Source organism: Nocardia sp. NPDC050630 (assembly GCF_044457245.1).
Lineage (GTDB): Bacteria > Actinomycetota > Actinomycetes > Mycobacteriales > Mycobacteriaceae > Nocardia.
Genome location: NZ_JBITGN010000024.1, coordinates 25,778 through 49,090 on the forward strand (window position 1 = coordinate 25,778; position 23,313 = coordinate 49,090).

The following is a 23,313-nucleotide window of genomic DNA, read 5'->3' on the forward strand; positions in this document are numbered from 1 at the left end:
CGGAGTCGAAGCCGCCGACTGATCGTTTTCGTTGACGGTGCGGTATCAGCTGGCAGCGCGGGTGCTGTTCAGTGTGTCGGTGGACTGGTCGCCGACGTCAGCGCGGACCCGCGATCTTGCGCTCGGAGTCGAAGCCGCCGACTGATCGTTTTCGTTGACGGTGCGGTATCAGCTGGCAGCGCGGGTGCTGTTCAGTGTGTCGGTGGACTGGTCGCCGATGGCCGCGCGGACCCGCGATCTTGTCCTCGGAGTCGAGGCTGCGGACTGATCGTTTTCGTTGACGGTGCGGTATCAGCTGGCAGCGCGGGTGCTGTTCAGTGTGTCGGTGGTCTGGTCGCCGACGACTCCGCGGGCGGCGCGCTCGGCGAGGGCGGCGAGGAAGGGGAGGCGGGCGTCGCCGAGGGACATGGCGTGGTTGCCGAGGTGGTTGGTGATGAAGCCGATGCCGAGTCCGAGGCCGGGATTGGCGATACCGCCGGAACCGCCGATGCCGAAATGGCCGAGGGCTTGTCGGGTGAGACGGGTGCCGACGATGGCGCGGTGGTATCCGAGTGCGAAATGCGGTGCTGCGCCGAGAACATAGTCGTAGCGGCTGTTCGGCGGCATTTCCGCGATGCGACGCGTGGTTTCGGAACCGAGGAGGCGGCGGTTGCCGACCAAGCCGTCATTGGAGATCGCGCCGTACATCTTCGCGATGGCACGGGCGGTGAAAACGCCATTCCAGCCCGGCATCATCGCATCGTAGGGGCGCATGCCGAGGGTCATATCGGCCCAGCCGTCGTAGACGGCACCGCGTGCGGAGTTCATCACCTTCACCGAGGCGAACGGTGCGATGAGCGTGTCGAATGGGACCCTGGCGATACCGAGACGGGGTGAGAGCCGAGCCAGCCGCTGCCGCTGGTTTTCGGGGACGCCGAACCAGAAATCGTTCTCGCCCAGCGGATCCCGGAGTTCACTGCGCACGAGGTCGGTGAAGTCGCGGCCGGTGGCGCGCTGCGCGATCTCCGCGACCAGGGTGCCGAAGGTCAGGCCGTGGTATCCGGAAGCCCGCAGCCGCAATGGGTCCGGCGCGGATGCGGCCATCGCGGCGGCGACCGCATCGTGGTCGAGTAACTCGTCCGAATCGGCGACCAGGCCACGGGTACGCTGCAGTCCGGCGCGATGGTTCAGCACCTCGCGGATCGTGATGTCGCCCTTGCCCTGCGCCGCGAATTCCGGCCAGTAGTCCGCCACCGCGGCGTCCAAGTCGAGCACGCCGCGCTCGATCAGCCGATGCGCGACGGTCGCGGTGACCCCTTTGCCGGTCGAATAAGACAGCGCCATCGAGTCGGCCCGCCACCGCCGGTCACTATCGGCCCATCCCGCCCAGATATCGAGCACCGGCTCTCCGTGGAGGTACACAGCCAGCGCGCCGCCGCCCTGGCTCTTGCGCCGGAACATCGCGAAGAACTTGGCCGCGACAGCGGTGAACCGGTCGTCGACCAGCATATGGCCGGGCACACCCGCGCCGTCGGTGCTCGCAGCTGGCATGGTCAGACTCCTTTGTCTGTCAGATAACGGGCTGCTGCTAACACTTGCAAGCAGCCTGCTAACTTACTGTAACCAGCGTTACCTGATAGACGCAATGGTGCGTACCGGGGTGACCCTTCAGAGGCGCGGGTCGACCGGCTCCGATTCGAGGGCGAGGACGGCGAACACCGCCTCGTGCACGCGCCACAGCGGTTCGCCCGCGACTAAGCGGTCCAGCGCCTCCAGGCCCAGCGCGTACTCGCGTAACGCCATCGAACGCTTACGGCCCAGACCGCGGGTGCGCAACCTACGTAGGTTGTTGTCGCGCAGGTACTCCGGGCCGTAGATGATCCGGAGATATTCGGGGCCGCGACATTTCACGCCCGGTTGGACCAGGCGGTCGCCTGGGCTACGGACCATCGCGTCGTACGGCTTCACGACCATGCCTTCACCGCCGGCCGTGGTCAGTTCGGTCCACCAACTGGTGGCGGCAGCCTCGCTGTCCGGATCGGTCAGATCGACGATCTTTCGGCCGGTCGGGGTGAACAGCTCGGCGTCCGCAGCGACTAGGCGGTCGATATTGGCCAGGTGCCACTCATGGTCGCGCATTGCGTAGTTGACGCCCGCACCAGCCAGGATCTGGAAAGGAGCGATGCGCAGACCGGACAGGCCATCCACCGGCCAGCAGTAGCGGCCGTAGGCGGTGGTGAAGGCCGCCGCATCGGTCTTGCGTGCGGCAGTACGCTCCGCGAGTTCGGTGACATCCAGGCCCCTGGCCGCGACGTCGGCCAATAGATCGGTCGCGGTGCCGAGTGCCGCACGCGCGGCCGCGCCGACTGCGGCGTACTGATTGCGCAGCAAGCCGATGGCTTTGGCCGACCACGGCATCAGCTCGGTATCGAGTAGCAGCCACTCGGTATTCAATTCCTCGAACAGGCCAGCTGTTTCGGCCGCGGTACGCACCCGGGCGAGCAGCTCCTCGGTCTGCGCGGTGTCGTCGAAGAACGGACGCCCGGTACGGGTGTAGAGCGCGCCGGTACTCCCGTCGTCGACACCGAACCGATCGGCTGCGACCGGCGCCGAGCGTGCCACGAGGACGATCGCGCGCGAGCCCATATGCTTCTCCTCGCACACCACGCGCCGCACACCCTCGGACCGGTAGTACTCGAAGGCTTCGGCGGGATGTTCGAGGTAGCCGTCCAATGGAGTGGTCGCACAGGGCGCCATGGTCGGCGGCAGATACACCAGCCAGCGTGGATCGATGGCGAAGCGGCTCATCACTTCCAACGCGGCCCCGGCGTTTTCCTCGTGGACACCGACGCGGCCGTGCTGGCGAGTTTCCACCACCCGGCGACCCATCACATCGTCCAGATCGAGCACGCCGGGGTCGCGATGCACCACACCGTCCGGCGTCGCAATGGTAGTGGCCTGCAGCGGGCGCACCGGCTCGTACCAAACCCGTTCGGCCGGAACCGAAACCGGCACGCGCTCCGGATAGCGCAGCGCCGAGAGCTTGCCACCGAAAACGACCCCGGTATCCAGGCACAGCGTGTTGTTCACCCAACGCAGATCGGTTACCGGCGTGTGGCCGTACAGCACGGTGGCGCGGCCACGGTAGTCCTCGGCCCACGGATAACGCACGGGCAAACCGTATTCGTCTGTCTCCCCTGTGGATTCGCCGTACATCGCGAAGGCGCGGACTCGCCCCGAAGCACGCCCGTGGTACTCCTCCTTGAGCCCGGCGTGCGCCACCACCAACCGGCCGCCGTCGAGCACATAGTGGCTGATCAGGCCACGGCAGAAGTCCAGCGCCGCCTTGCGGAAATCTTCGTCCTCAGCCTCGAGCTGGGCCAGCGATTCCGCGAGGCCGTGCGCGATACGCACCTTCTTACCGTCGAGTGCGCGCACCAGCTTGTTCTCATGATTTCCGGTGACACACAATGCCGTTCCCGCGCGCACCATCCCCATGACGAGCCGGAGCACACCCGGTGTATCCGGCCCGCGATCGACCAAATCGCCGACGAATACCGCGGTACGCCCGGCCGGGTGGCTCGCACCGACGGCCCGGCCTGTGTCGTCACGCGCCACCTCGTAGCCGAGTTCGCCCAGCAGCGTTTCCAATTCGGCACGGCAGCCGTGCACGTCGCCGATCACATCGAAGGGGCCGGTGAGTTCACGCCTATCGTTCCAGGCCTTTTCGTCGACGATGGTCGCCGAGTCGATCTCCTCGACGCCGCGCAGCACGTACACCTTCCGGAAGCCCTCGCGTTCCAGACCGCGCAGACCCCGGCGCAGTTCGCGCTGCTGCCGGGAAACCACATGCCTGGGCAGGTGCGCCCGGTCGTGACGTTGGGTATTGCGTTCGAAGCACACGTCATCGGACACATCGAGCACGATCGCTACCGGCAGCACATCGTGCGCTCGCGCCACGGCGATCAGTTCCTGACGTGCCTTGGGCTGCACATTGGTTGCGTCGATAACGGTGCGCAGGCCGCGCCGCAGCCGGATACCGACGATGTGATGTAGCAAGGCGAAGGCGTCCGGCGTCGAGGACTGATCGTTCTCGTCGTCGCTGACGATGCCGCGACAGGTATCCGAGGAGACGATCGCCGTGTGCCGAAAGTGCCTGCGCGCGAACGTGGATTTGCCGGATCCGGTGCTGCCGATCAGCACAACGAGGGAAAGCTCCGGAACAGATAGCTCGGTCATCACGCGGCTCCGCTCGTACTGCTGTCGGTCGCGGCCTTGGTGAACAGGGCCAGCTGGGTGGGCGGGCCGAATTCGGGATGTTCGACACCGACGGGTACAAAGCGCACCGCGTACCCGTACTGCTCGGCCACGCGATACCCCCAATCCGTAAATTCCGCGCGGGTCCATTCGAATCGGTGATCGGAGTGCCGGAACTTGCCCGCGGGCAGCGTTTCGTACACCACATTGTGCTCGACATTCGGTGTCGTCACGATTACCGAACCCGGTGCGGCCGAACCGAATACGGCGTGCTCGAGCGCACCGAGTCGCGGCTCGTCGACATGTTCGACCACTTCCATCAGCACGGCGGCGTCATAGCCGCGCAAGCGCGTATCGGTATACGTCAACGCGCCCTGGAGCAGCGTCAATCGCCGCGCCACCCGCTCCGGTAGCCGGTCCAGCCGCAATCGCCGCTTGGTGATATTCAACGCTCGCATCGACACATCGACGCCGACTACCTCGGTAAAAGCCTTGTCCACCAACAATTCCCGCAACAATGCTCCCTCGCCGCAGCCGAGGTCGAGCACCCGATGTGCCCCGACCTCCCGCAGTGCGGCCAAGACCGCCGCTCGTCGCATGACCGCCAACGACGGTGCGTGCTCCTCGACCTCGTTCGCCGTGGGCTCCGCCGACGCTGACAGCACCGACGTAGTTTCCGCCGCCGAAGTCTCCGCCCTTGCGGATTCCGTCCCCGCGGCCACAGCGCCTGTGCGCCCTGTGGTCGTGACCAGTGCGGCTGTGGTTTCTGTGGTCGTGGCGTGTGCGGCCGGCTCCAGCGCCTCGTCGAACCCTTCCTCGACCGCATCGAGCTCCTCGGGCTCCACTTCGTCGACCTCGGCCAGTCGCGCCAGCGCGGTCCGCACCAGCGACTGACGTCGTGCCAAGTACCGCCGCGTGATCCAGCCGCGTTCCGGATGCTCGGCGAGCCACCCGGCTCCCGCGCGAATCAGCTTGTCGACCTCGTCGGCTGCCAACCAGTAGTGCTTGGCCCCGTCGAGCACCGGTAGCAGCACATAAAGATGCGCGAGTGCGTCGGCTAGCCGGATGGTTCCGGTGAGTTCCAGCCGCACGTAATGCGAATCGCCCCACTCCGGAAAGGCCGGGTCGAGGGGGAGTGGTTCGGCGACCACGGCCCAGCCGAGCGGCGCGAAGACCCGCTCAGCCGCCTCGGGTCCGCCCTTGCACGGCACCGCAGGCAACGCGATCCGCAGCGGCAGCGCGGTCTGCGCCAGTTCGGGCCGCTGATCGCAACGTCCGTGCAGCGCGGTACGAAATACCGCGCCGAGCGCCACCGACAGCAATGACGACGCCGCGTACGGCCTGTCGTTGACATACTGCCCGAGACTGAAATCCGGTGTGCTGCGCGATCGCCCGCGCACCAACCGAATCGGATCCACCTCCAATAGCAGCGCCGCCGTACAGCGCGCCGCGGTCGCCTCCGGGTACACCACATGCGCGGTGCCGTAGGACTGTTCGAACGCCTGCACCCGGTCGGGGTTCTTGTGCAGCAAGAAGCCCAGATCGGTCGCGGGCCAGGCCGCATCCTCCGGCGGTGTGCAGGTGATCGTCAACAGCATCTTGCGATCGTCGCCGAGCCACACACCGCACGCAAGGAAGTTTCGCAGGCCTTGTCAGAGGCTGAGGTTCGGCCAGGACCAATTCGCGACGGCCGGAATATCCTCGCCGTGCTCGCGAGTCCAGGCGCGGGCATTCCACCGCGCGTCGACCATCTCCTGCCGAAGCCCCGCCGCCTTCTCCCGTAGGGTCGGAACCCGGTCGATCACATCCATGACCAGGTGATACCGATCCAGATCGTTGAGCATAACCATATCGAAAGGTGTTGTCGTGGTGCCCTTTTCCTTGTATCCGCGCACATGCAGCTCACCGTGGTTGGCACGTCGGTAGGTGAGTCGATGGATCAGCCACGGGTACCCGTGGAATGCGAAGATCACCGGACGGTCCCGAGTGAACAGCGAGTCGAACTCGCTGTCGGACAGGCCATGTGGATGTTCGTCGGATGGTTGCAGCCGCATCAGGTCGACCACATTCACCACCCGTAGACGCAGTTGCGGCAGACGTGCGCGCAGAATCGCCGCCGCCGCAAGTGTTTCCAGCGTCGGCACATCGCCGGCGCAGGCGAGCACGACATCGGGCGTTGTGCCCGGATCGTCGTTCTGTCCGGCCCAGCCCCAGATTCCGGCACCGCGCGCGCAGTGCACGGCGGCGTCGGGAACCGAAAGCCAATCGGCCTGCGGCTGTTTCCCGGCGACCACCACATTGACGTAATGCCGCGAGCGCAGACAGTGATCGTAGGTCGACAGCAGCGTATTCGCGTCCGGCGGCAGATAAACCCGCACGATCGATGGCTTCTTGTTCAGCACCACATCGAGGAAGCCCGGATCCTGATGGGTGAAGCCATTGTGGTCCTGTCGCCAAACATGCGATGACAGTAGGTAATTCAGGCTAGCGATGGGTCGCCGCCAGGGTACCGCCGCACTCGCGTCCAGCCATTTGGCGTGCTGGTTGAACATCGCGTCGATGATGTGGATGAATGCCTCGTAGCAGGTGAACACCCCGTGCCTGCCGGTCAGCAGATAGCCCTCGAGCAGCCCCTGGCACATATGCTCGGACAGCACCTCGATCACCCGCCCGGTGCGGTCGAGATCGACATCGAATTCGCCGATTTCGGCCTGCCAGTCGCGCCCGGTGACCTGCAGAATGTCCTGTAGCCGATTGCTGGCCAATTCGTCGGGTGCGAAGGTCAGGAAGTTGTCCGGATTGCGTGCGGTGACATCGCGTAGCCACGTGCCGAGCACCCGGGTCGCCTCGTGCTGGGTCGCTCCCGGCTCGCGCACCTCGACGCCGTAGGACCGCCAATCGGGCAGCCGCAGATCACGAACCAGCATGCCTCCGTTGGTAATCGGATTGGCGCTCATGCGTCGATTGCCATCGGGCACCAAGTCGAGCAACGCCGATACCGGCTTGCCCGACTCATCGAAGAGCTGCTCCGGCTGATAGGAGCGCAACCACTGTTCGAGCACCGTCCGGTGCCCGTCATCGGTGCGCGCACCCGCCAATGGCACCTGATGCGCTCGGAATGTGCCCTCGACCGGGTCGCCGTCGACCAGCGGCGGGCAGGTCCATCCCTTCGGTGTGCGCAGCACTATCATCGGCCAGTTCGGGCGCACCCCATTGGTCCCCGCGCGGGCGGCGCGCTGAATTTCCGCGATGCGATCCAGGGCGGTGTCCACGGCGGTGGCCATCTCCTGGTGCACGGCCGCGGGATCGCTGCCCGCGACGACGATCGGCTCGTAGCCGTATCCGCGCATCAGCTGCAGCAATTCCGATTCCGGAATGCGAGCCAGGATGGTGGGATTGGCGATCTTGTACTGGTTCAACGCGAGAATCGGGAGCACGGCGCCGTCGCGCACCGGGCTGAGGAATTTATTGGCATGCCAGCTGGTGGCCAGCGGCCCCGTCTCCGCCTCACCGTCGCCGACGACGCAGAACACCGTCAGATCCGGATTATCCAGCGCTGCGCCGAACGCGTGCAGTAACGAATAGCCGAGCTCGCCGCCCTCGTGGAAGGAACCCGGTGTCTCCGGCGCGCAGTGACTCGGTACCCCACCCGGGAAGGAGAACTGGGCGAACAACGCGCCCATCCCGGTCTCGTCCTGTGGCACATGGCTGTACAGCTCGGAGTAGGTCCCCTCCAGCCACGCACAGGCATTCGGACCAGGCCCGCCGTGTCCGGGCCCGGCCACGAAGACCGCATCGAGGTCTCGCCGACGAATCGCCCGATTGGCGTGCACCCAGACCAGATTCAGGCCGGGCACGGTGCCGAAGTGCCCGAGTAGGCGCGGTTTGATGTGTTCGGCTCGCAGCGGTTCGCGCAGCAGGGGATTGCTCATCAGATAGATCTGGCCGACCGCCAGATAGTTCGCGGCCCGCCACCACGCGTCGAGCGATTCCAGCTCCGGGCGATCGAGCGGTCCCGCCACCTCCGCGAGCCGATACGGTTGCGGCGCGACGGTCGTACCGCCGCTGCTTTCGACATTGTCGGCCGAGGTATCGCCCCCGACACTGGCCATCTGGGTCATGCGCCGACTCTCCTCACTCGGGCATCGGCGGCGGCACCTGGAGGGACCGCCGGTTACCGGGTCCTGCACGGTTGCCGACGTTGGATTGATAACGCCGGATGGAGAATTCACAGCCAGCCTACCCACGTGCGCCCGTGTCAATCGGTTCTCACGGTCTCGCGTCGCGGCGGCGGCGTCTGGTGCCGGAAGTCACCTGATCGGATGCCATCTGTCGTCGCGCTATCGGCGGGTGGCTGAGCTGGACGAGGCGCGGTGGATTATGGTCCGCCGCATGCAAACACTGCGCAGGATCATCGGTATCGGCACCATCGCCGCCGCGACATTCGCGCTGGCCGCCTGTGGCTCGGACGGCGATAAGGGCTCGAGCGTCAGCACCTCTGCCGCCACCTCATCGGCCGCGGCATCAGCGCAGCCGACCTTCGGTCAGCTGCCCGCGCAGAACACCGGCGCCGAATGCACTGCCGATGACATCGTGGTGGTCGGCGGTTTCGGCGCGACGCCCAAGATCACCATCCCGGACACATGCACCGCGCCGACCCAGCTCGTCGTCAAGGATCTGGTCCCCGGCACCGGGCCCGGCGCGGTCGCCGGTCAGCCGCTCACCATGAACTACACGCTGATCACCTGGTCGGATAAGAAGAAGCTGGACAGTTCGTTCGACCGCGGCAAGCCCTTCCAGCTGACCCTCGGTGCCGGACAGGTCATTCCGGGTTGGGAGCAGGGGCTGGTCGGCGTGCAGGCCGGTGCGCGGCGGCTGTTGATCATCCCGCCGAATCTCGGTTACGGCGCGGGCGGCAATGGCATCAAGCCCAACGAAACGCTGGTCTTCGTCACCGACGCGGTCGCTGTCGGCAAGTAATCGCGCCGCGGCGGTGCTGCCTGCAGCCCGTCGCGACGGGTCAACTAACCTGGTCGAGATACGCACGTTAAGCCGTGTGGCGATTTCGCTCGTGATAACCCCCAGCAAGTCGGCCACAAGCAAGTCGACCAGAACCAACGAACAAGGAGCATGTCCGTGAAGAGCACCGTCGAGCAGCTGAGCCCGACCCGGGTCCGGATCAACGTCGAGGTGCCTTTCGAGGAGCTGAAGCCGGACTTCGACAAGGCCTACAAGGCGCTGGCGAACCAGGTTCGCATCCCCGGCTTCCGTCCGGGCAAGGCCCCGGCCAAGCTCATCGAGGCCCGCCTGGGCCGCGGCGCGATCCTCGAGCAGGTCGTCAACGATGTGCTGCCCGGCCGCTACAGCGAGGCCGTCACCACCTCTGAGGTCAAGGTCATCGGTCAGCCCGAGATCGAGATCACCAAGATCGAGGACGGCCAGGAGTTGGCGTTCACGGCCGAGGTCGACGTGCGCCCGGAGATCGCGCTGCCCGCCTACGACGGCATCGAGGTGACCGTCGACTCGTTCACCATCGGCGACGAGGACATCGAGGAGCAGCTGCAGTCGCTGCGTCAGCGCTTCGGCACCCTGACCGGTGTCGAGCGTCCGGTCCAGACCGGTGACTTCGTCTCCATCGATCTCTCGGCCACCGTCGACGGCGAGGACGTACCGGAGGCGGCCACCACCGGCCTGTCCCACGAGGTCGGCTCCGGCCAGCTGATCGAGGGCCTGGACGAGGCGCTGATCGGTCTTTCGGTCGATGAGTCCAAGGAGTTCACCTCGACGCTGGTTGCCGGCGAGCACGCGGGCAAGGAGGCGGTCATCACCGTCACCGTGCGTTCGGTCAAGGAGCGCGAGCTGCCCGAGGCCGATGACGAGTTCGCCCAGCTGGCCAGCGAATTCGACACCCTCGACGAACTGAAGGAAGACCTGCGTAACCGGGTCGAGCGCGTCAAGAAGGTCGAGCAGGCCGGTCAGATCCGCGACAAGGTGCTCGAGACCCTGCTCGAGCAGGTCGAGGTGCCGTTGCCGGAGGCGGTCGTGCAGGCCGAGATCGACGCCGTGGTGCACGATGCGGTGCACGGCTTCGACCACGACGAGGCCAAACTCGCCGAGGCGCTCGAGGCCCAGGGCTCGAGCCGCGAGGAATTCGACAAGGACACCAAGGAGTCCGCCGAGAAGTCGGTGAAGACCCAGCTGCTGCTGGATGCCATCGCCGAGGCGGACAACACCCAGGTCGGCCAGGAGGAGCTCACCGAGCGGATCCTGTTCCAGGCGCAGCGCTACGGCCTTTCGCCCGAACAGTTCATCCAGCAGGTGCAGCAGGCGGGCCAGCTCGGCGCGGTCTTCGCGGATGTGCGTCGCGGCAAGGCGCTGGCCGGTGTGGTCGGCAAGGTGAAGGTCACCGACTCCGACGGCAACACCGTCGATACCACCGAGATGTTCGGTGGCCCTGAGGGTTCGGAGTCCGACGGTACCGAAGAGACCACCGCCGCGAGCGCCGAATAATTCCATGGAAGGCAGCGCGACGCGGACCTGTGTGGTTGGGTGATTGCGCCGTGAGCGAGCGTAGCGAGTGAACCGAAAACACAGCGCGCCCTCGCGCAGAGTTCGGCCGCGCCCTAGCGAGGTTGCGCTCTAAGCGAAGACGGGCGGTACCGGGAGTTCGGTGCCGCCCGGCTTCGTTAATGTTTGTGACAGCGAACCAGTGATGGCTGTGTAGCAATCAGAGCCGGTGAGAAGAGAAGGCAGGTATCCGTGACAATGAATAAGGCAGGGGTCGTCATGACATCCCCCACTGCTGGTCTCAACCTCAGTGATTCGGTTTACGAGCGCCTGCTGCGTGAGCGCATCATCTTCCTCGGCACCCAGGTCGACGACGACATCGCCAACAAGCTGTGCGCGCAGATCCTGCTGCTGTCGGCGGAGGATCCGACCAAGGACATCTCGCTCTACATCAACTCGCCCGGTGGTTCGGTCACCGCGGGTATGGCCATCTACGACACGATGCAGTTCGCCGAGTGCGATATCGCCACCTACGGCATGGGCCTGGCCGCATCGATGGGCCAGTTCCTGCTCACCGCGGGCACCAAGGGCAAGCGGTACGCCCTGCCGCACGCGCGCATCATGATGCACCAGCCGTCGGCGGGCATCGGTGGTTCCGCGGCCGATATCGCGATCATGGCCGAACAGTTCGCACACACCAAGCGGGAGCTGAACGAGCTGCAGGCGATGCACACCGGTAAATCCATCGAGCAGGTCACCGCCGACGCCGACCGCGACCGCTGGTTCACGGCCAAGCAGGCTCTCGAGTACGGCTTCATCGACCACGTGATCAGCCACGCGGATCAGGCCAACGGCGCGAAGTAAGTCGGCGCCGCAACCGCTCACCCACCCAGACTTGGAGACGAAGATGGCCAATCTGTTCGACCCGCGCGCCGGCCTCGGCGGCACCGCCCCGGCGGGCCCGCAGTCGCGCTATATCCTGCCCTCGTTCATCGAGCATTCGAGCTTCGGTGTCAAGGAGTCCAACCCGTACAACAAGCTGTTCGAGGAACGCATCATCTTCCTCGGCGTGCAGGTCGACGACGCCTCGGCGAACGACATCATGGCGCAGCTGCTGGTGCTGGAGTCGCTTGATCCCGATCGCGACATCACCATGTACATCAACTCGCCCGGTGGTTCGTTCACCTCGTTGATGGCGATCTACGACACCATGCAGTACGTGCGTGCCGATGTGGCCACCGTCTGCCTGGGTCAGGCCGCTTCCGCCGCGGCCGTGCTGCTCGCCGCCGGTACCCCCGGCAAGCGCGCCTGCCTGCCCAACGCCCGCGTGCTGATCCATCAGCCGTCGCTCGAGGGTGGCATCCAGGGGCAGGTTTCGGACCTGGAGATCCAGGCCGCCGAGATCGAGCGCATGCGTCGCCTGATGGAGACCACGCTCGCGCGCCACACCGGTAGGGATGCGGACACCATCCGCAAGGACACCGACCGCGACAAGATCCTGACGGCCGAGGAGGCCAAGGAATACGGCATCATCGACACGGTCTTCGATTACCGCAAGCTCAGCGCCCAGAAGTAAGGCCGCGGCGCCGGATGCGGCGCGCTGATCGCTCGTAAGTTGCTCTATGTCAGGAAAATCCGGCCGGGCCGCATGCCGCTCGGCATGTGCCCCGGCCGGACTGCTTCGCCGAAAGCCGACCGGCCGCAAGGGTGTCGGGCGGAAGGGTTTCCGAGGCGGGCGGCCAGGAGTGTCGGATGGCCGTCGATCGGGGTGGAACGTGTTTCATAGTGGTAAGAACTCGGACGACCCCCGTGAGAAACATGCTCGAGTTGTCGACCTCCGTCGCACACACCGGGTACGGTCGACCTAGGGACCTTTGCTCCCGGTTGACGGCAGTGCTCGAACCGTCGGAATCGCTCGAGGTGTTCGTGATTACACCCGAGGGTGGCGGATTGCTGGCAACCTGGATAGACGGTTGCACGCGGACAAGGAAGTAGGGACCCACGAGATGGCGCGCATCGGAGATGGCGGCGATCTGCTGAAGTGCTCGTTCTGCGGAAAGAGCCAGAAGCAGGTCAAGAAGCTCATTGCGGGACCAGGGGTGTACATCTGCGACGAGTGCATCGATCTATGCAACGAGATCATCGAGGAAGAGCTGGCCGAGTCCAGCGAGGTCAAACTCGACGAGCTGCCCAAGCCCGCCGAGATCCGGGACTTCCTGGAGAACTACGTGATCGGGCAGGACACCGCCAAGCGCACCCTCGCGGTGGCCGTCTACAACCACTACAAGCGCATCCAGGCGGGCGACAAGGGGCGCGACAGCCGCGGCGAGATCGTCGAACTGGCCAAGTCCAATATCCTCATGCTCGGCCCCACCGGTTGCGGCAAGACCTACCTGGCGCAGACGCTGGCCAAGATGCTCAACGTCCCGTTCGCCATCGCCGACGCGACGGCGCTGACCGAGGCCGGATATGTCGGTGAGGATGTCGAGAACATCCTGCTGAAGCTGATTCAGGCCGCGGACTATGACGTCAAGCGCGCCGAGACCGGGATCATCTACATAGATGAGGTCGACAAGATCGCCCGCAAGAGCGAGAACCCGTCGATCACCCGCGATGTCTCCGGTGAGGGTGTGCAGCAGGCGCTGTTGAAGATCCTGGAGGGTACGCAGGCGAGTGTGCCGCCGCAGGGTGGGCGCAAGCATCCGCACCAGGAATTCATCCAGATCGACACGACCAACGTGCTTTTCATTGTTGCGGGTGCGTTCGCGGGGCTGGAGAAGATCATCTCCGATCGCACCGGACACCGCGGCATCGGCTTCGGCGCCGAGGTGCGCTCCAAGGCCGAAATCGATACCGATGACCACTTCGCCGAGGTAATGCCGGAGGATCTGATCAAATTCGGTCTGATCCCCGAGTTCATCGGTCGCCTCCCGGTCGTCGCCTCGGTGACGAATCTGGATAAGGAGTCGTTGGTCAAGATCCTCTCCGAGCCGAAGAACGCGCTGGTGAAGCAGTACGTTCGGCTGTTCGAGATGGACGGCGTAGACCTGGAATTCACCGATGACGCGCTGGAGGCCATCGCCGATCAGGCGATTCTGCGCGGCACCGGTGCCCGCGGTCTGCGCGCCATCATGGAGGAGGTCCTGCAGCTGGCGATGTTCGATATCCCCAGCCGCGACGACGTCGCCAAGGTGGTCGTAAACGCCGACACCGTCAACGACAATGTGCTGCCGACCATCGTGCCGCGCAAGGCACAGCGCGCCGAGCGTCGGGAGAAGTCGGCGTAAGCATTTCGCGAACCGGGTCAGACGAGTGCAACCGCAACCTCCGTTGCTTCCGGCTGGCCCGGGCGCGCTGCTGGATGCCGCCGCGATTCTCAACGGTACTGTCGATATGCGTACGTACCAGCGCAAGTACCTCGTTGTTTACGCCGAGACCCCTAGGGAGTCCGCGAGGATCGCAAATACGGCGATCCCCGATTACCAGGGCATCCTCTCGCTCGTGACAACCTGTGTCGAATGGCTGGATGAGCATTTCGGGTGGCAGCTGGTGAATGTCTTCACGCGGGAGTGCCAGGCGGATCACCTGCAGTGGCATTGCTACTACGCGATGCTGCGGCGATCTCGTTCGAACTAGCTCGATGTGTATCAGCATGCCGGCTTGGGTACTCGTAGGGCACGGTTGAGCAACCAGCCCAGTCCCGATCCTGGATGATCGGGGCGAAAAGTTTCCCGCCGGCAAGGCGTCTGCCCGGCGGATTCGACGGACCGAGGTCCTCATGTCGACAGTTCTAGTTTCCTCAGATCAACCCCTCGCTGCCGTGGACGGATCCGGACCCGAGCGGTCTGCCGATCGTCTGTGCGTCGTCGTCTCACCGCCGGTGGATTCGGTCACCTTGTGTGCCGTCGGCGGCGAAATGGATTACCTGACGGCTGAGGCCTTCCGGCAGTCCCTGCTGGAAGCGTTACCGACGGCGGGCGCGGTGGTCGTTATCGATCTATCGCGGGTGACGTTCTTCGGCGTCGCCGGACTGCGGGTGTTGATGGAGGCCCGATCCTGGCTCGGCCACAGCGGTCGGCGACTTCAGTTGATCACGGGCCCGCGCTGCGTGGATCGGCTACTCGAGGTCGCGGGTCATGCCGCGGTCTTCGACGTCGTCCCGAGCCTGGCCGCAGTTGCGCGGCCGAAACCGCTCGAGTTGGCTCGCGCGAGCGCCTGATAACCGAAACCGCGGGTGTGGCAGCCGAATCTGGCTGCCGCACCCGCGGTCTGTACGGAGTCAGGGTGCTTCGTTGCGCATGTCGTCTTGGCTCCAGTAGGCGCGCATGGCGACGATTTTGCCCTCGTCGTCGAAATCCATCGTATCGATGGGCGAGAGCGTGAGGCGCTGATCACCGAACTTGGTGACGAGGGTGAACATGAAGGCGGCGTGATTGCCCGCGATACGAACCGAATCCGCGTGCAGCTGCGTTTCCCGATCGAGGTTCCCGATCACCTCGTAGAACTCGCGAATAGCCTCGTGGCCGCGTTTGGGTTCGGTGCCGATCGGATCTTCCACCACCGCATCGGGTGCGTAGAGATCGACGATCGCCTCGGTCGGGCCGGAACCGACCAGCTTGACGTACTGCTCGATCACATCGCGGATCTTGGCTGCCATGGAAACCTCTCACGAATTGAAACGTGTTCTAATTCGGAGCGTAGCAGTGTCCGGTGAGCGCGTGGCATGCAATCCCGTTGGATGGGCAGATGTACTGGCGCAGATGGCCCCCCGCGCCAGTACTCGTCGAACTGCGATGCGCACCGAACGGGTTCCCCCGTCGGCTATCTTGTTGGCGCGCTAGTGAAATGGGATACGGTGACGACCGCTTACCACATCGCTGTGCTGCCCGATCGCGCCCGGACTCGGAGTCTGCATTGACTCCCTGGTTCGCCGTTGAACCTTCTGTCCCGCACTTTGTGCGTCTGCTTGTGGTGTCGGCATTCGCCCTCCATTTGTTACCGCCACCACAGCCTTTTCTGGACCCGAAGTCGATGTGCTCGGCCCGGTCCGATCGCTGTGTATGAAGAGGTAACCGGCGACCTCGCTGATACCCGCCGAGGTGGTGGTGGTCGGAATCCTTTTGTCCCTTTCGCCTGGTCCGGGTGGGTCTGCAGGCCGGTGGGGCGGGGGTGGTCCAGAAAACTTGTCGCTATTTCTCGCTGTTGGAACGCGGTGTGTCGAGCTTGTGTGGTGCTCGTCGTGCTGTTTACTCGGTCCGGTCAACCAGATGTTCGAGTGACGAGTGAAAGCGGAGGAGACATGGCACTGCCTACCATGACCGCGGAACAGCGCACTGAGGCGTTGGCCAAGGCGGCTGCGGTCCGCAAGGCGCGCTCCGAACTTATCGGCAAGGTGAAGGCCGGGAAGGTTTCGGTCGCCGACCTGTTGAAGAAGGCGGACAGCGACGACCTGGTCAAGAAGACGAAGGTCGCTGCCGTGATCAAGGCGCTGCCCGGTGTCGGACCGGTCAAGGCGGCCAAGTTGATGGACCAGGCGGAAATTCCCGAGGACCGCCGCATCGGTGGACTCGGCGCCCGCCAGCGCGCGGCGTTGCTCGAAGCGCTGAAGGACTGACACGTCGTCCGTAGCGATTGATTGCTTGCAGGTCGGTTCGAAAGGGTCAGCCGGACCATGATCGGGGAACGAATGCTCACGTCGGTGGCGTGGCTGTGCGTCGAGAACGGCCGCTTGCTCGCGGTCCGGACCGAGGGACGCGACGCTTTCTATCTGCCGGGCGGCAAGCCCGAACCCGGAGAAACCCTGGCGGGAGCGCTCGTTCGGGAGGTTCGCGAGGAAGTCGGGGTCGAATTGGAGGCACACCGGATCACGCCCGTGGTCACCATTACGGCCCCTGCCCACGGGCGCCCCGGAACGCTGGTCGAGATGCACTGCTTCCGCGCTCCCGGTCACGGCACGCCGGCTCCGGCGGCGGAGATCGCCGAGATGGCATGGCTCGGGCCGGACGACGGACACTTGTGCGCGCCGGCCGTTGTGCAGGCCCTCAACCATTTGACCGAGGTTGGCGGGTGGCACGCGGCCTGAACGCTACTTCGCACGGAGAACGCCCCACAGCATGCTGTGGGGCGTTACTGTTTTCGGCGCTCTAGTGGTTCGTACGGCGGCGGGGGCGTTGGAAGGTGATCGGGGCGGGATCGCGCAACTGCGGCCCGCGCGGGGTGACCAGGATCAGGGCCAGACCGAGGGCGACGATCAATGCCGCACCGATGACGCTGAGGGTGAAACTGGCTCCGCCCATGTCCGCGGGTTCGTGGAAGGCGTGATAGATCAGATGTGGCACGCCGAAAACCAGCCAGCCGAGGCCCGCTACCTGGGCAAGTGCGCTGCCGCCGAGGAATAGCGCGGCCAGTGTCACCGCGGTCAGCGCGAGGAAGAACGAGCCGACATCGGAGGCGAGATGGTGGTTGTACGGGCCGTCCGCGGAGATCCACTGCATGCCGAATCCAGGGAAGCTGGTGTACCAGGAGTGCGGCGCGACGACCGCCCACAGTCCAACGACCGCGCCCTGAAATACCAATACTCCCAAGATGATTCGCACCGCGAGCCAGCGATTGCGCTGCTGTTGGAACCGCATCCGCACACGTAGCCCACCGGATTTGCCGTCTACCGTGATCCGCATCGGTCTCTCCGTTCATCGCCGAACCAGGGATCTGGTGCTGCAACCGTAAGTCGGACCTCGGGTCACGATCAATAGGCGGCGACCTCGTCGGTGATGGTCAGCCGATCGGAGCGGGAGTAGATGTTCATGGTGTCCCCGCGCAGGAAGCCGACCAGGGTGAGGCCGGATTCCGCGGCCAGATCGATGGCCAATGAGCTGGGGGCCGAGACGGCGCCGAGCATCGGGATGCCCGCCATCACGGCCTTCTGGACCAGTTCGAAGGAGGCCCGGCCGCTGACGATGAGGACGAGATCATTTGCGGGGATGTGGTTTTCGAGTATCGCCCAGCCGAGTACCTTGTCGACGGCGTTGTGTCGGCCGATATCCTCGCGCACGGCGAGTGCGGTGCCGTCGGGCGTGAACAGTCCCGCGGCGTGCAGTCCGCCGGTGGCATCGAAAACCCTTTGATGGGTGCGCAATTGGTCCGGCATGGCGGCGAGGGTCTCGGTGTCGACGGTGATCGAGGTGGTCGGCAGCGGGAATCTGGTGCGGGTGCGGACCTCGTCGAGTGCGGTCTTACCGCAGAGTCCGCATGCGCCCGTGGTGAGGAAGTGGCGGCCGTGCACCGGGATCGGTGTGCGCAGGTGGATATCGAGGACGTTGTAGGTGTTATGCCCGTTCTCGTCGGTACCCGCACAATAGCGGGCACTCACCACATCCTCGGCGGCTTGAATGATGCCCTCGCCCAAGAGGAATCCGTGCACCAGCTCGATATCGCTGCCCGGGGTGCGCATGGTGACGGTGAGCGATTGGCCGTCGAGGCGCAGCTCCAGTGGCTCTTCTACCGCAACGGAGTCCGGGCGTTCGATTACGCCGTTGGGTGAGATGCGACGCGTCTTGCGTCGCGCGGTCACTCTGCTCACGACGGCGCCTCGCTGGCGCTCGGCTCCGTCGTGCGCAGCAGCGCGCTGTGCTTGCGGTTCACTCGCTGACGCTCGTTCACGACGGCGCCTCGCTGGCGCTCAACCCCACATGAACGTGCGGCTCCACCCGGATGGTCACGGCTTTGGAAACCGGTGTATTCGATCGTGCCGCGACGTGATCCAGCGGGACAAGGGGATTGGTCTCGGGATAGTAGGCGGCGGCATTGCCGCGCGGGGTCGAGAATTCGACGATGCGGAAGCCGGTCACTTTGCGTTCGGTTCCGTCGGTCCATTCGGAGACCAGATCCACCAGATCGCCGTCCACGAAACCGAATTCGGTGATGTCATCGATATTCATCAGTATCACCTTGCGGCCGCTGTGCACGCCGCGGTAGCGGTCGTCCAGGCCGTAGATGGTGGTGTTGTACTGGTCGTGGCTGCGCAAGGTCTGCAGGATCAACCGGCCCTCGGGGACCGGCACCCAAGTCAATTCGTTCACCGCGAAATTGGCTTTGCCGGTTGCGGTGCGGAATTCGCGGGAGTCGCGCGGTGGATGCGGCAGTACGAAGCCGTTGCGATCGCGGACCCGCTTGTTGTAGTCGTCGCAGCCGGGGACGACACGGGCGATCGCATCGCGGATCTTGTCGTAGTCCTGCTGATATTGCGCCCACGGCACCGGGTGATCGGCGCCGAACAGCGCCTGTGCGAGTTCACAGACGATGGCGACCTCGCTGCGTAGGTGCTCGCTGACCGGCTTCAGTCGGCCGGTGGACAGGTGCACCATCGACATCGAATCTTCCACCGACACCTGCTGTTTCGTGCCGTTGCGCAGGTCGAGATCGGTGCGGCCGAGGGTGGGCAGGATGAGTGCGGTCCTGCCGTGGACGACGTGGCTGCGGTTGAGCTTGGTGGAGACGTGCACGGTCAGCGCGCAACTGCGCAGCGCGGCCTCGGTCACTCCGGTATCCGGGGTGGCGGAGACGAAATTGCCGCCCATGCCGAAGAACACCCGCGCCGTGCCCGCGCGCATGGCGCGGATGGCATCGACGGTGTCGTAGCCGTGTTCGCGTGGGGTGGTGATGCCGAATTCGCGGTCGAGTGCGTCGAGGAAGGCCGCTGGCATCTTCTCCCAGATGCCCATGGTGCGGTCGCCCTGGACGTTGGAGTGGCCGCGCACCGGGCAGACGCCAGCGCCGGGCTTGCCGATCATGCCGCGCAGCAACAGCAGGTTGGTCGCCTCCTCGATGGTGGCGACGCCGTGCTTGTGCTGGGTCAGGCCCATTGCCCAGCAGATGATGACGTTCTTCGATTCGGCCAACAATGTTGCGGTGCGGTATAAATCGTCGTCGGTTAGTCCGGTTGCCGCACGCACAGTCGCGAGATCGACCGCGCGCACGTTCTTTTCGTATTCGGCGAAGCCCGCGCAGTGCGCGTCGACGAACTCGCGGTCGACCACCGTGCCCGGTGCACGGTCCTCGGCCTCGAAAAGCAGTTTGCCCAGGCCCTGGAAAAGCGCCATATCGCCGCCGAGCCGGATCTGCAGGAAGTCGTCGGCAATGGCGACACCGCTGGTGAAACCCTTGACCGTCTGTGGGTCGCGGAAGCCGAGCAATCCGGTCTCCGGCAGCGGGTTGACCGCGATGACCGTGGCCCCGCCCGCCTTCGCATCCGCTAGCGCGCTGAGCATGCGTGGATGGTTGGTGCCCGGATTCTGGCCCGCGACAATGATCAGGTCGGCCTTGCCGAAGTCGTCGATCGAGACCGAACCCTTGCCGATGCCGATGGATTCGGTCAGCGCGGCGCCGGATGATTCGTGGCACATGTTCGAACAGTCCGGCAGATTGTTGGTGCCGAAGCTGCGGACCAGCAATTGGTAGAGGAATGCGGTCTCGTTGGCGGTGCGGCCCGAGGTGTAGAACACCGCCTCGTCGGGGGAATTCAGCGCCCGCAGGTGCTCGACGATGAGTTGGTAGGCATCATCCCACTCGATGGGCGCGTAATGGGTCGCACCGGGTCGCAACACCATCGGATGAGTGAGGCGGCCCTGCTGGCCGAGCCAATAACCGGATTTGCTCGCCAATTCCTCGATCGAGTGCCGCGCGAAGAATTCGGGCGTGACGGTGCGCAGCGTCGCCTCCTCGGCGACGGCCTTGGCACCGTTCTCACAGAACTCGGCAGGGCGGCGATGCCCCGTTGGCTCCGGCCAGGCACAACCGGGGCAGTCGAAGCCGTGCACCTGGTTGAGGCGGGCCAGTGTGCGCGCGGTGCGCAGCACACCCATCTCCTCGACTCCGCGCTTGAGCGCAACGGCCACGGCCGTCACACCCGCGGCCTGCTCCTTCGGCTGGGTGACGGTCAGTTCGGACTCGTCGATGTCCTGTGTCGGGCCATTGCGGTGCATGCCGATATTGTCCTCTCCCCACGAAGTTTGTCGCGGACCTACCCGTTTGTCCTGATTTCGGACGCTCGCGCCGCGGTAGTGGGACGGGTACCACCCGGTTCGGATCGTATGCATTTGTGGCCGCTCCGGCAGGGTTTTGCGCAGTGCCGGGTACGCGGTGATGCTGCCTGGTAGCCAGTTGTTTTCGCTGGGTTCGGGCTCGGCGAGAAGGCTCCGCGCCGGCAGGTGCTGGCCTACCATATCTACTGATCAAATCGCTGATCTGAGGCATGGGCGATGGGGACGCTGGCGGCAATTCCGACGCGTGCCGGCGGGGAGCGTCGGCACGCGGTGTCTCGGCGTGTTCGGTGGGGGACTTTCTGTTCCGCTGCGCTCTTGGTCGCGGTGGTGCCGGTCGGGTTCGGCAGGGTAGCGGCCTTCGGGGTTCCGGCCTCGGAAGAGGCTACTTCGTCCGTGGTTTCGCCATCGCCTGCGCCCGGGCCCCACGGGTCGGGGACACGGGATGGGTCCGCGGCGCAATCCAGCACCGCGGTACCGGATGACAACTCGGACGGTGGCGGAACCCGTGACGGTACCGGGACGCACGACGGAACCGGGGCGCAGACGACGACCAGTCGGGCGCGCTGCTCAGGAGCGGCCGCGTTTGCTGGTGGCTTCGGTTGGGTGCTGCGGGTGGGCCTCGGTGCGGTAGGTGAGGATGCGTTGGCCTATGCGCAGGCTCCAGCCGGGGTGTAGTTCGGTGGGGGTGGTGCCGATGCGGGTCCATTCGTCGGCGCCGGGAGCGGCGATGAAAGTGCCTGCGGGGGTTGCGGCGTCGCGGACGTAGACCTTGCCGCGGTCGACTGAGACGTAGGCATGCACCCGCGAGACGTGGCGATCGCGCGGGACCGCGAGTGGTGTGGCAGTGGCGGCACGCACCGTCTCGTCGATCATCGGGCTGCGGCCGACGACGTACGGTCGGTCCAGCGGAAACGCGGAGCCATCCGCGAGTACCAGCGCGCCGACGGGCTGTTCCGCCGCGGGGTTCTCCTGATTGTTCGCGCCGCCTACCGGACGCAGGGGCCGCGGTCGCATTCCCTGTAACGCCGGAATCTTGTGCAAGGCAATCGGTTCCGGCCGCGCCGCGAATCCGGCCCGCGTTCCAGCGGCCTCCTCCCGTTCGCGGGCGGACATGGCTTGGGTGCCGATTTCCTCTGGTGTATCTGCCTGCCCGGATCCGCCGGTCGCCGAACCAGTCGGCCGTGCCACCGATGATGCTGCGCCGCGTCGAGCAGCGGACGTTGTGGGTCCGACCTTATCGGCCGACTTGCCGAATCCTGGAGCGCGCTCCGCCGATCCCTTCGGCGACCGGCCAGAGTGCGGGGAGCCAGCAGGTCCCGCCGTTCCGGTTGGCTCGCCGTGTGCGGTGGACGTGGCAGTGGATTGCTGTGCCGACCGTCCATGGTGCGTTGATCCAGTGCGTCTTGCCTTTTCGGTTGGTTCGTCGTAGTCGGCGGTGGATTGCTGCGCGGTCCGGCCAGGGGACGTCGATCCGGTGGGTCTTGCCTTTTCGGTTGGTTCGTCGTAGTCGGCAGTGGTTTGCTGTGCGGTCCGGCCAGGGTGCGGTGATCCGGTGGGTCCTGCAGAGCGCCCTTCTCCGTTGGGTTCGATCGAGCGCGCAGAAGGTTCTCGCAGAGATCCGGTCGGGCGGGCAGATCCTGCGGCGCGTGTGACACCCGCGCTTTGGATGCCGCCCGCGGCCGGTGCCGATCCAGAGGGCTGATCAGTGGTGGCGGTGTCTGTTTCCGCCGCGGAGTCTGGTTGCTGTCCCTTCGCGATGGACCCGGCAGTTGCGCGTCTCATTGATTTGGTAGAGCGGGCTGACTCGGCGGTGTGGGGTTGAACCGATCTGGCGGGGCGGGGCGTGCCGACGTGTGGTCCGGTCGCGGATTCGGCGGACGGCTCGCGGAGGGGTTCGAATCCGGCTGGAGCGGTGGGCGGGGGTTCGGCGGAGGGGGTGGGGGTGCTGGCGGTGCGGGCGCGGGTGGTTGCGGTTTTTCCGGAGCGACGGGCGGCTATGCGCAGGACGAATCCGCTGCCGGGGACGATTCCAGCACGCAGGTCGGTGCGTGGGAGTTCGCGGATCGGGAAGGCGATGTCCGCGCCGACCGTGATCCGGCGCACCGGTTCTCGCACGATTTCGTCTACCCAGGTGAACGCGCGAGCTCCGGACAGGCGCCGGGTTCCTTCCGCGCCTTGGATCTCCGCGCTGACCTGTCCGCGCAGCAGAATGACGGTGCCATCACCAGTCGGCGCGATAACTCCGAACGGTGGCGGCTCGGAGTTGCCGCCGAAAACCACTGCGGCCAGCCGCTGCGCGATCGCCGCACCCGGATGGCGCGCATCCGCGACAGCCTCGATCGCACCGAGTATCCGGTCCGTGGAAGGGGTCTCGCCCGCGAGATAGACGACAACCGCACCGAAGCGCGCGACCAGACCATCGCCGGGCGCAATCCCCACCGTCGACGCGTCATTCCGCACTCGCGCCTCCTTCCCGGACCACCACCGGCGTCCAGCATAGAGCGTGCCGAGCACCCGAAACCGGCCGTAG

18 protein-coding genes are annotated in these 23,313 nt (G+C 65.5%); 9 read left to right on the top strand and 9 right to left on the bottom strand.

Annotated features, from left to right (window positions below):
- Positions 1-291: 291 nt before the first annotated feature.
- From ACIBG0_RS36435 to ACIBG0_RS36450, 4 genes are all read right to left on the bottom strand, one after another.
- Positions 292-1,530 carry a serine hydrolase domain-containing protein gene (locus tag ACIBG0_RS36435; protein WP_397039117.1) on the bottom strand — a complete coding sequence of 413 codons (1,239 nt, stop codon included), beginning with the start codon at positions 1,528-1,530 and terminating at the stop codon, positions 292-294.
- 117 nt (positions 1,531-1,647) lie between these two features.
- The gene (locus tag ACIBG0_RS36440; protein WP_397039119.1) at positions 1,648-4,218 is read right to left on the bottom strand and encodes a polynucleotide kinase-phosphatase; all 2,571 of its coding nucleotides are present in this window, start codon (positions 4,216-4,218) and stop codon (positions 1,648-1,650) included.
- Positions 4,218-5,834 (bottom strand): 3' terminal RNA ribose 2'-O-methyltransferase Hen1, encoded by a 1,617-nt coding sequence (locus ACIBG0_RS36445; RefSeq protein ID WP_397039121.1) that lies wholly within the window; start codon positions 5,832-5,834, stop codon positions 4,218-4,220. Before ACIBG0_RS36445 ends, ACIBG0_RS36440 begins: the two co-directional genes overlap by 1 nt.
- A 54-nt stretch (positions 5,835-5,888) precedes the next feature.
- Positions 5,889-8,357 carry a phosphoketolase gene (locus ACIBG0_RS36450; RefSeq protein ID WP_397039123.1) on the bottom strand — a complete coding sequence of 823 codons (2,469 nt, stop codon included), beginning with the start codon at positions 8,355-8,357 and terminating at the stop codon, positions 5,889-5,891.
- Positions 8,358-8,628: 271 nt separating this feature from the next.
- Between ACIBG0_RS36450 and ACIBG0_RS36455 the strand changes: the two genes are divergently transcribed.
- From ACIBG0_RS36455 to ACIBG0_RS36485, 7 genes are all read left to right on the top strand, one after another.
- Positions 8,629-9,216 carry an FKBP-type peptidyl-prolyl cis-trans isomerase gene (locus tag ACIBG0_RS36455; RefSeq protein WP_397039125.1) on the top strand — a complete coding sequence of 196 codons (588 nt, stop codon included), beginning with the start codon at positions 8,629-8,631 and terminating at the stop codon, positions 9,214-9,216.
- 156 nt (positions 9,217-9,372) lie between these two features.
- The gene (tig, locus tag ACIBG0_RS36460) at positions 9,373-10,746 is read left to right on the top strand and encodes a trigger factor (protein WP_397039128.1); all 1,374 of its coding nucleotides are present in this window, start codon (positions 9,373-9,375) and stop codon (positions 10,744-10,746) included.
- A gap of 276 nt (positions 10,747-11,022) precedes the next feature.
- Complete coding sequence (locus tag ACIBG0_RS36465; RefSeq protein WP_397039131.1) at positions 11,023-11,607, top strand: ATP-dependent Clp protease proteolytic subunit; 585 nt, start codon at positions 11,023-11,025, stop codon at positions 11,605-11,607.
- Positions 11,608-11,650: 43 nt separating this feature from the next.
- On the top strand, positions 11,651-12,319 hold the full coding sequence (locus ACIBG0_RS36470) for an ATP-dependent Clp protease proteolytic subunit (protein WP_397039134.1): 669 nt from the start codon (positions 11,651-11,653) through the stop codon (positions 12,317-12,319).
- A 430-nt stretch (positions 12,320-12,749) separates the two neighbouring features.
- The gene (clpX, locus tag ACIBG0_RS36475) at positions 12,750-14,030 is read left to right on the top strand and encodes an ATP-dependent Clp protease ATP-binding subunit ClpX (RefSeq protein ID WP_397039136.1); all 1,281 of its coding nucleotides are present in this window, start codon (positions 12,750-12,752) and stop codon (positions 14,028-14,030) included.
- Positions 14,031-14,055: 25 nt separating this feature from the next.
- Positions 14,056-14,379: a hypothetical protein gene (locus ACIBG0_RS36480; protein WP_397039139.1), complete on the top strand. Its 324-nt coding sequence runs from the start codon at positions 14,056-14,058 to the stop codon at positions 14,377-14,379.
- Between the two features lie 184 nt (positions 14,380-14,563).
- The gene (locus ACIBG0_RS36485; protein ID WP_397039141.1) at positions 14,564-14,962 is read left to right on the top strand and encodes an STAS domain-containing protein; all 399 of its coding nucleotides are present in this window, start codon (positions 14,564-14,566) and stop codon (positions 14,960-14,962) included.
- Between the two features lie 60 nt (positions 14,963-15,022).
- Here the strand turns inward: ACIBG0_RS36485 and ACIBG0_RS36490 are convergent, their stop codons facing one another.
- A complete protein-coding gene (locus ACIBG0_RS36490; protein WP_397039143.1) occupies positions 15,023-15,400 on the bottom strand; it encodes a nuclear transport factor 2 family protein in 378 nt (125 codons plus the stop codon).
- A 642-nt stretch (positions 15,401-16,042) separates the two neighbouring features.
- Between ACIBG0_RS36490 and mihF the strand changes: the two genes are divergently transcribed.
- A complete protein-coding gene (gene mihF, locus ACIBG0_RS36495; RefSeq protein ID WP_040687687.1) occupies positions 16,043-16,357 on the top strand; it encodes an integration host factor, actinobacterial type in 315 nt (104 codons plus the stop codon).
- Positions 16,358-16,414: 57 nt separating this feature from the next.
- Positions 16,415-16,825: an NUDIX domain-containing protein gene (locus tag ACIBG0_RS36500; RefSeq protein WP_397039145.1), complete on the top strand. Its 411-nt coding sequence runs from the start codon at positions 16,415-16,417 to the stop codon at positions 16,823-16,825.
- Positions 16,826-16,886: 61 nt separating this feature from the next.
- On the opposite strand, the gene ACIBG0_RS36505 is transcribed toward ACIBG0_RS36500, so the two are convergent.
- The 4 genes from ACIBG0_RS36505 to ACIBG0_RS36520 form a co-directional block, all read right to left on the bottom strand.
- Positions 16,887-17,420, bottom strand: a complete 534-nt coding sequence (locus ACIBG0_RS36505) for a hypothetical protein (protein ID WP_397039147.1) — start codon at positions 17,418-17,420, stop codon at positions 16,887-16,889.
- Positions 17,421-17,488: 68 nt separating this feature from the next.
- Positions 17,489-18,322, bottom strand: a complete 834-nt coding sequence (gene fdhD / locus ACIBG0_RS36510; protein ID WP_397039149.1) for a formate dehydrogenase accessory sulfurtransferase FdhD — start codon at positions 18,320-18,322, stop codon at positions 17,489-17,491.
- 76 nt (positions 18,323-18,398) lie between these two features.
- Complete coding sequence (locus ACIBG0_RS36515; protein WP_397039152.1) at positions 18,399-20,723, bottom strand: FdhF/YdeP family oxidoreductase; 2,325 nt, start codon at positions 20,721-20,723, stop codon at positions 18,399-18,401.
- 627 nt (positions 20,724-21,350) lie between these two features.
- Positions 21,351-23,243, bottom strand: a complete 1,893-nt coding sequence (locus tag ACIBG0_RS36520) for an FHA domain-containing protein (RefSeq protein ID WP_397039155.1) — start codon at positions 23,241-23,243, stop codon at positions 21,351-21,353.
- Positions 23,244-23,313: the final 70 nt, after the last annotated feature.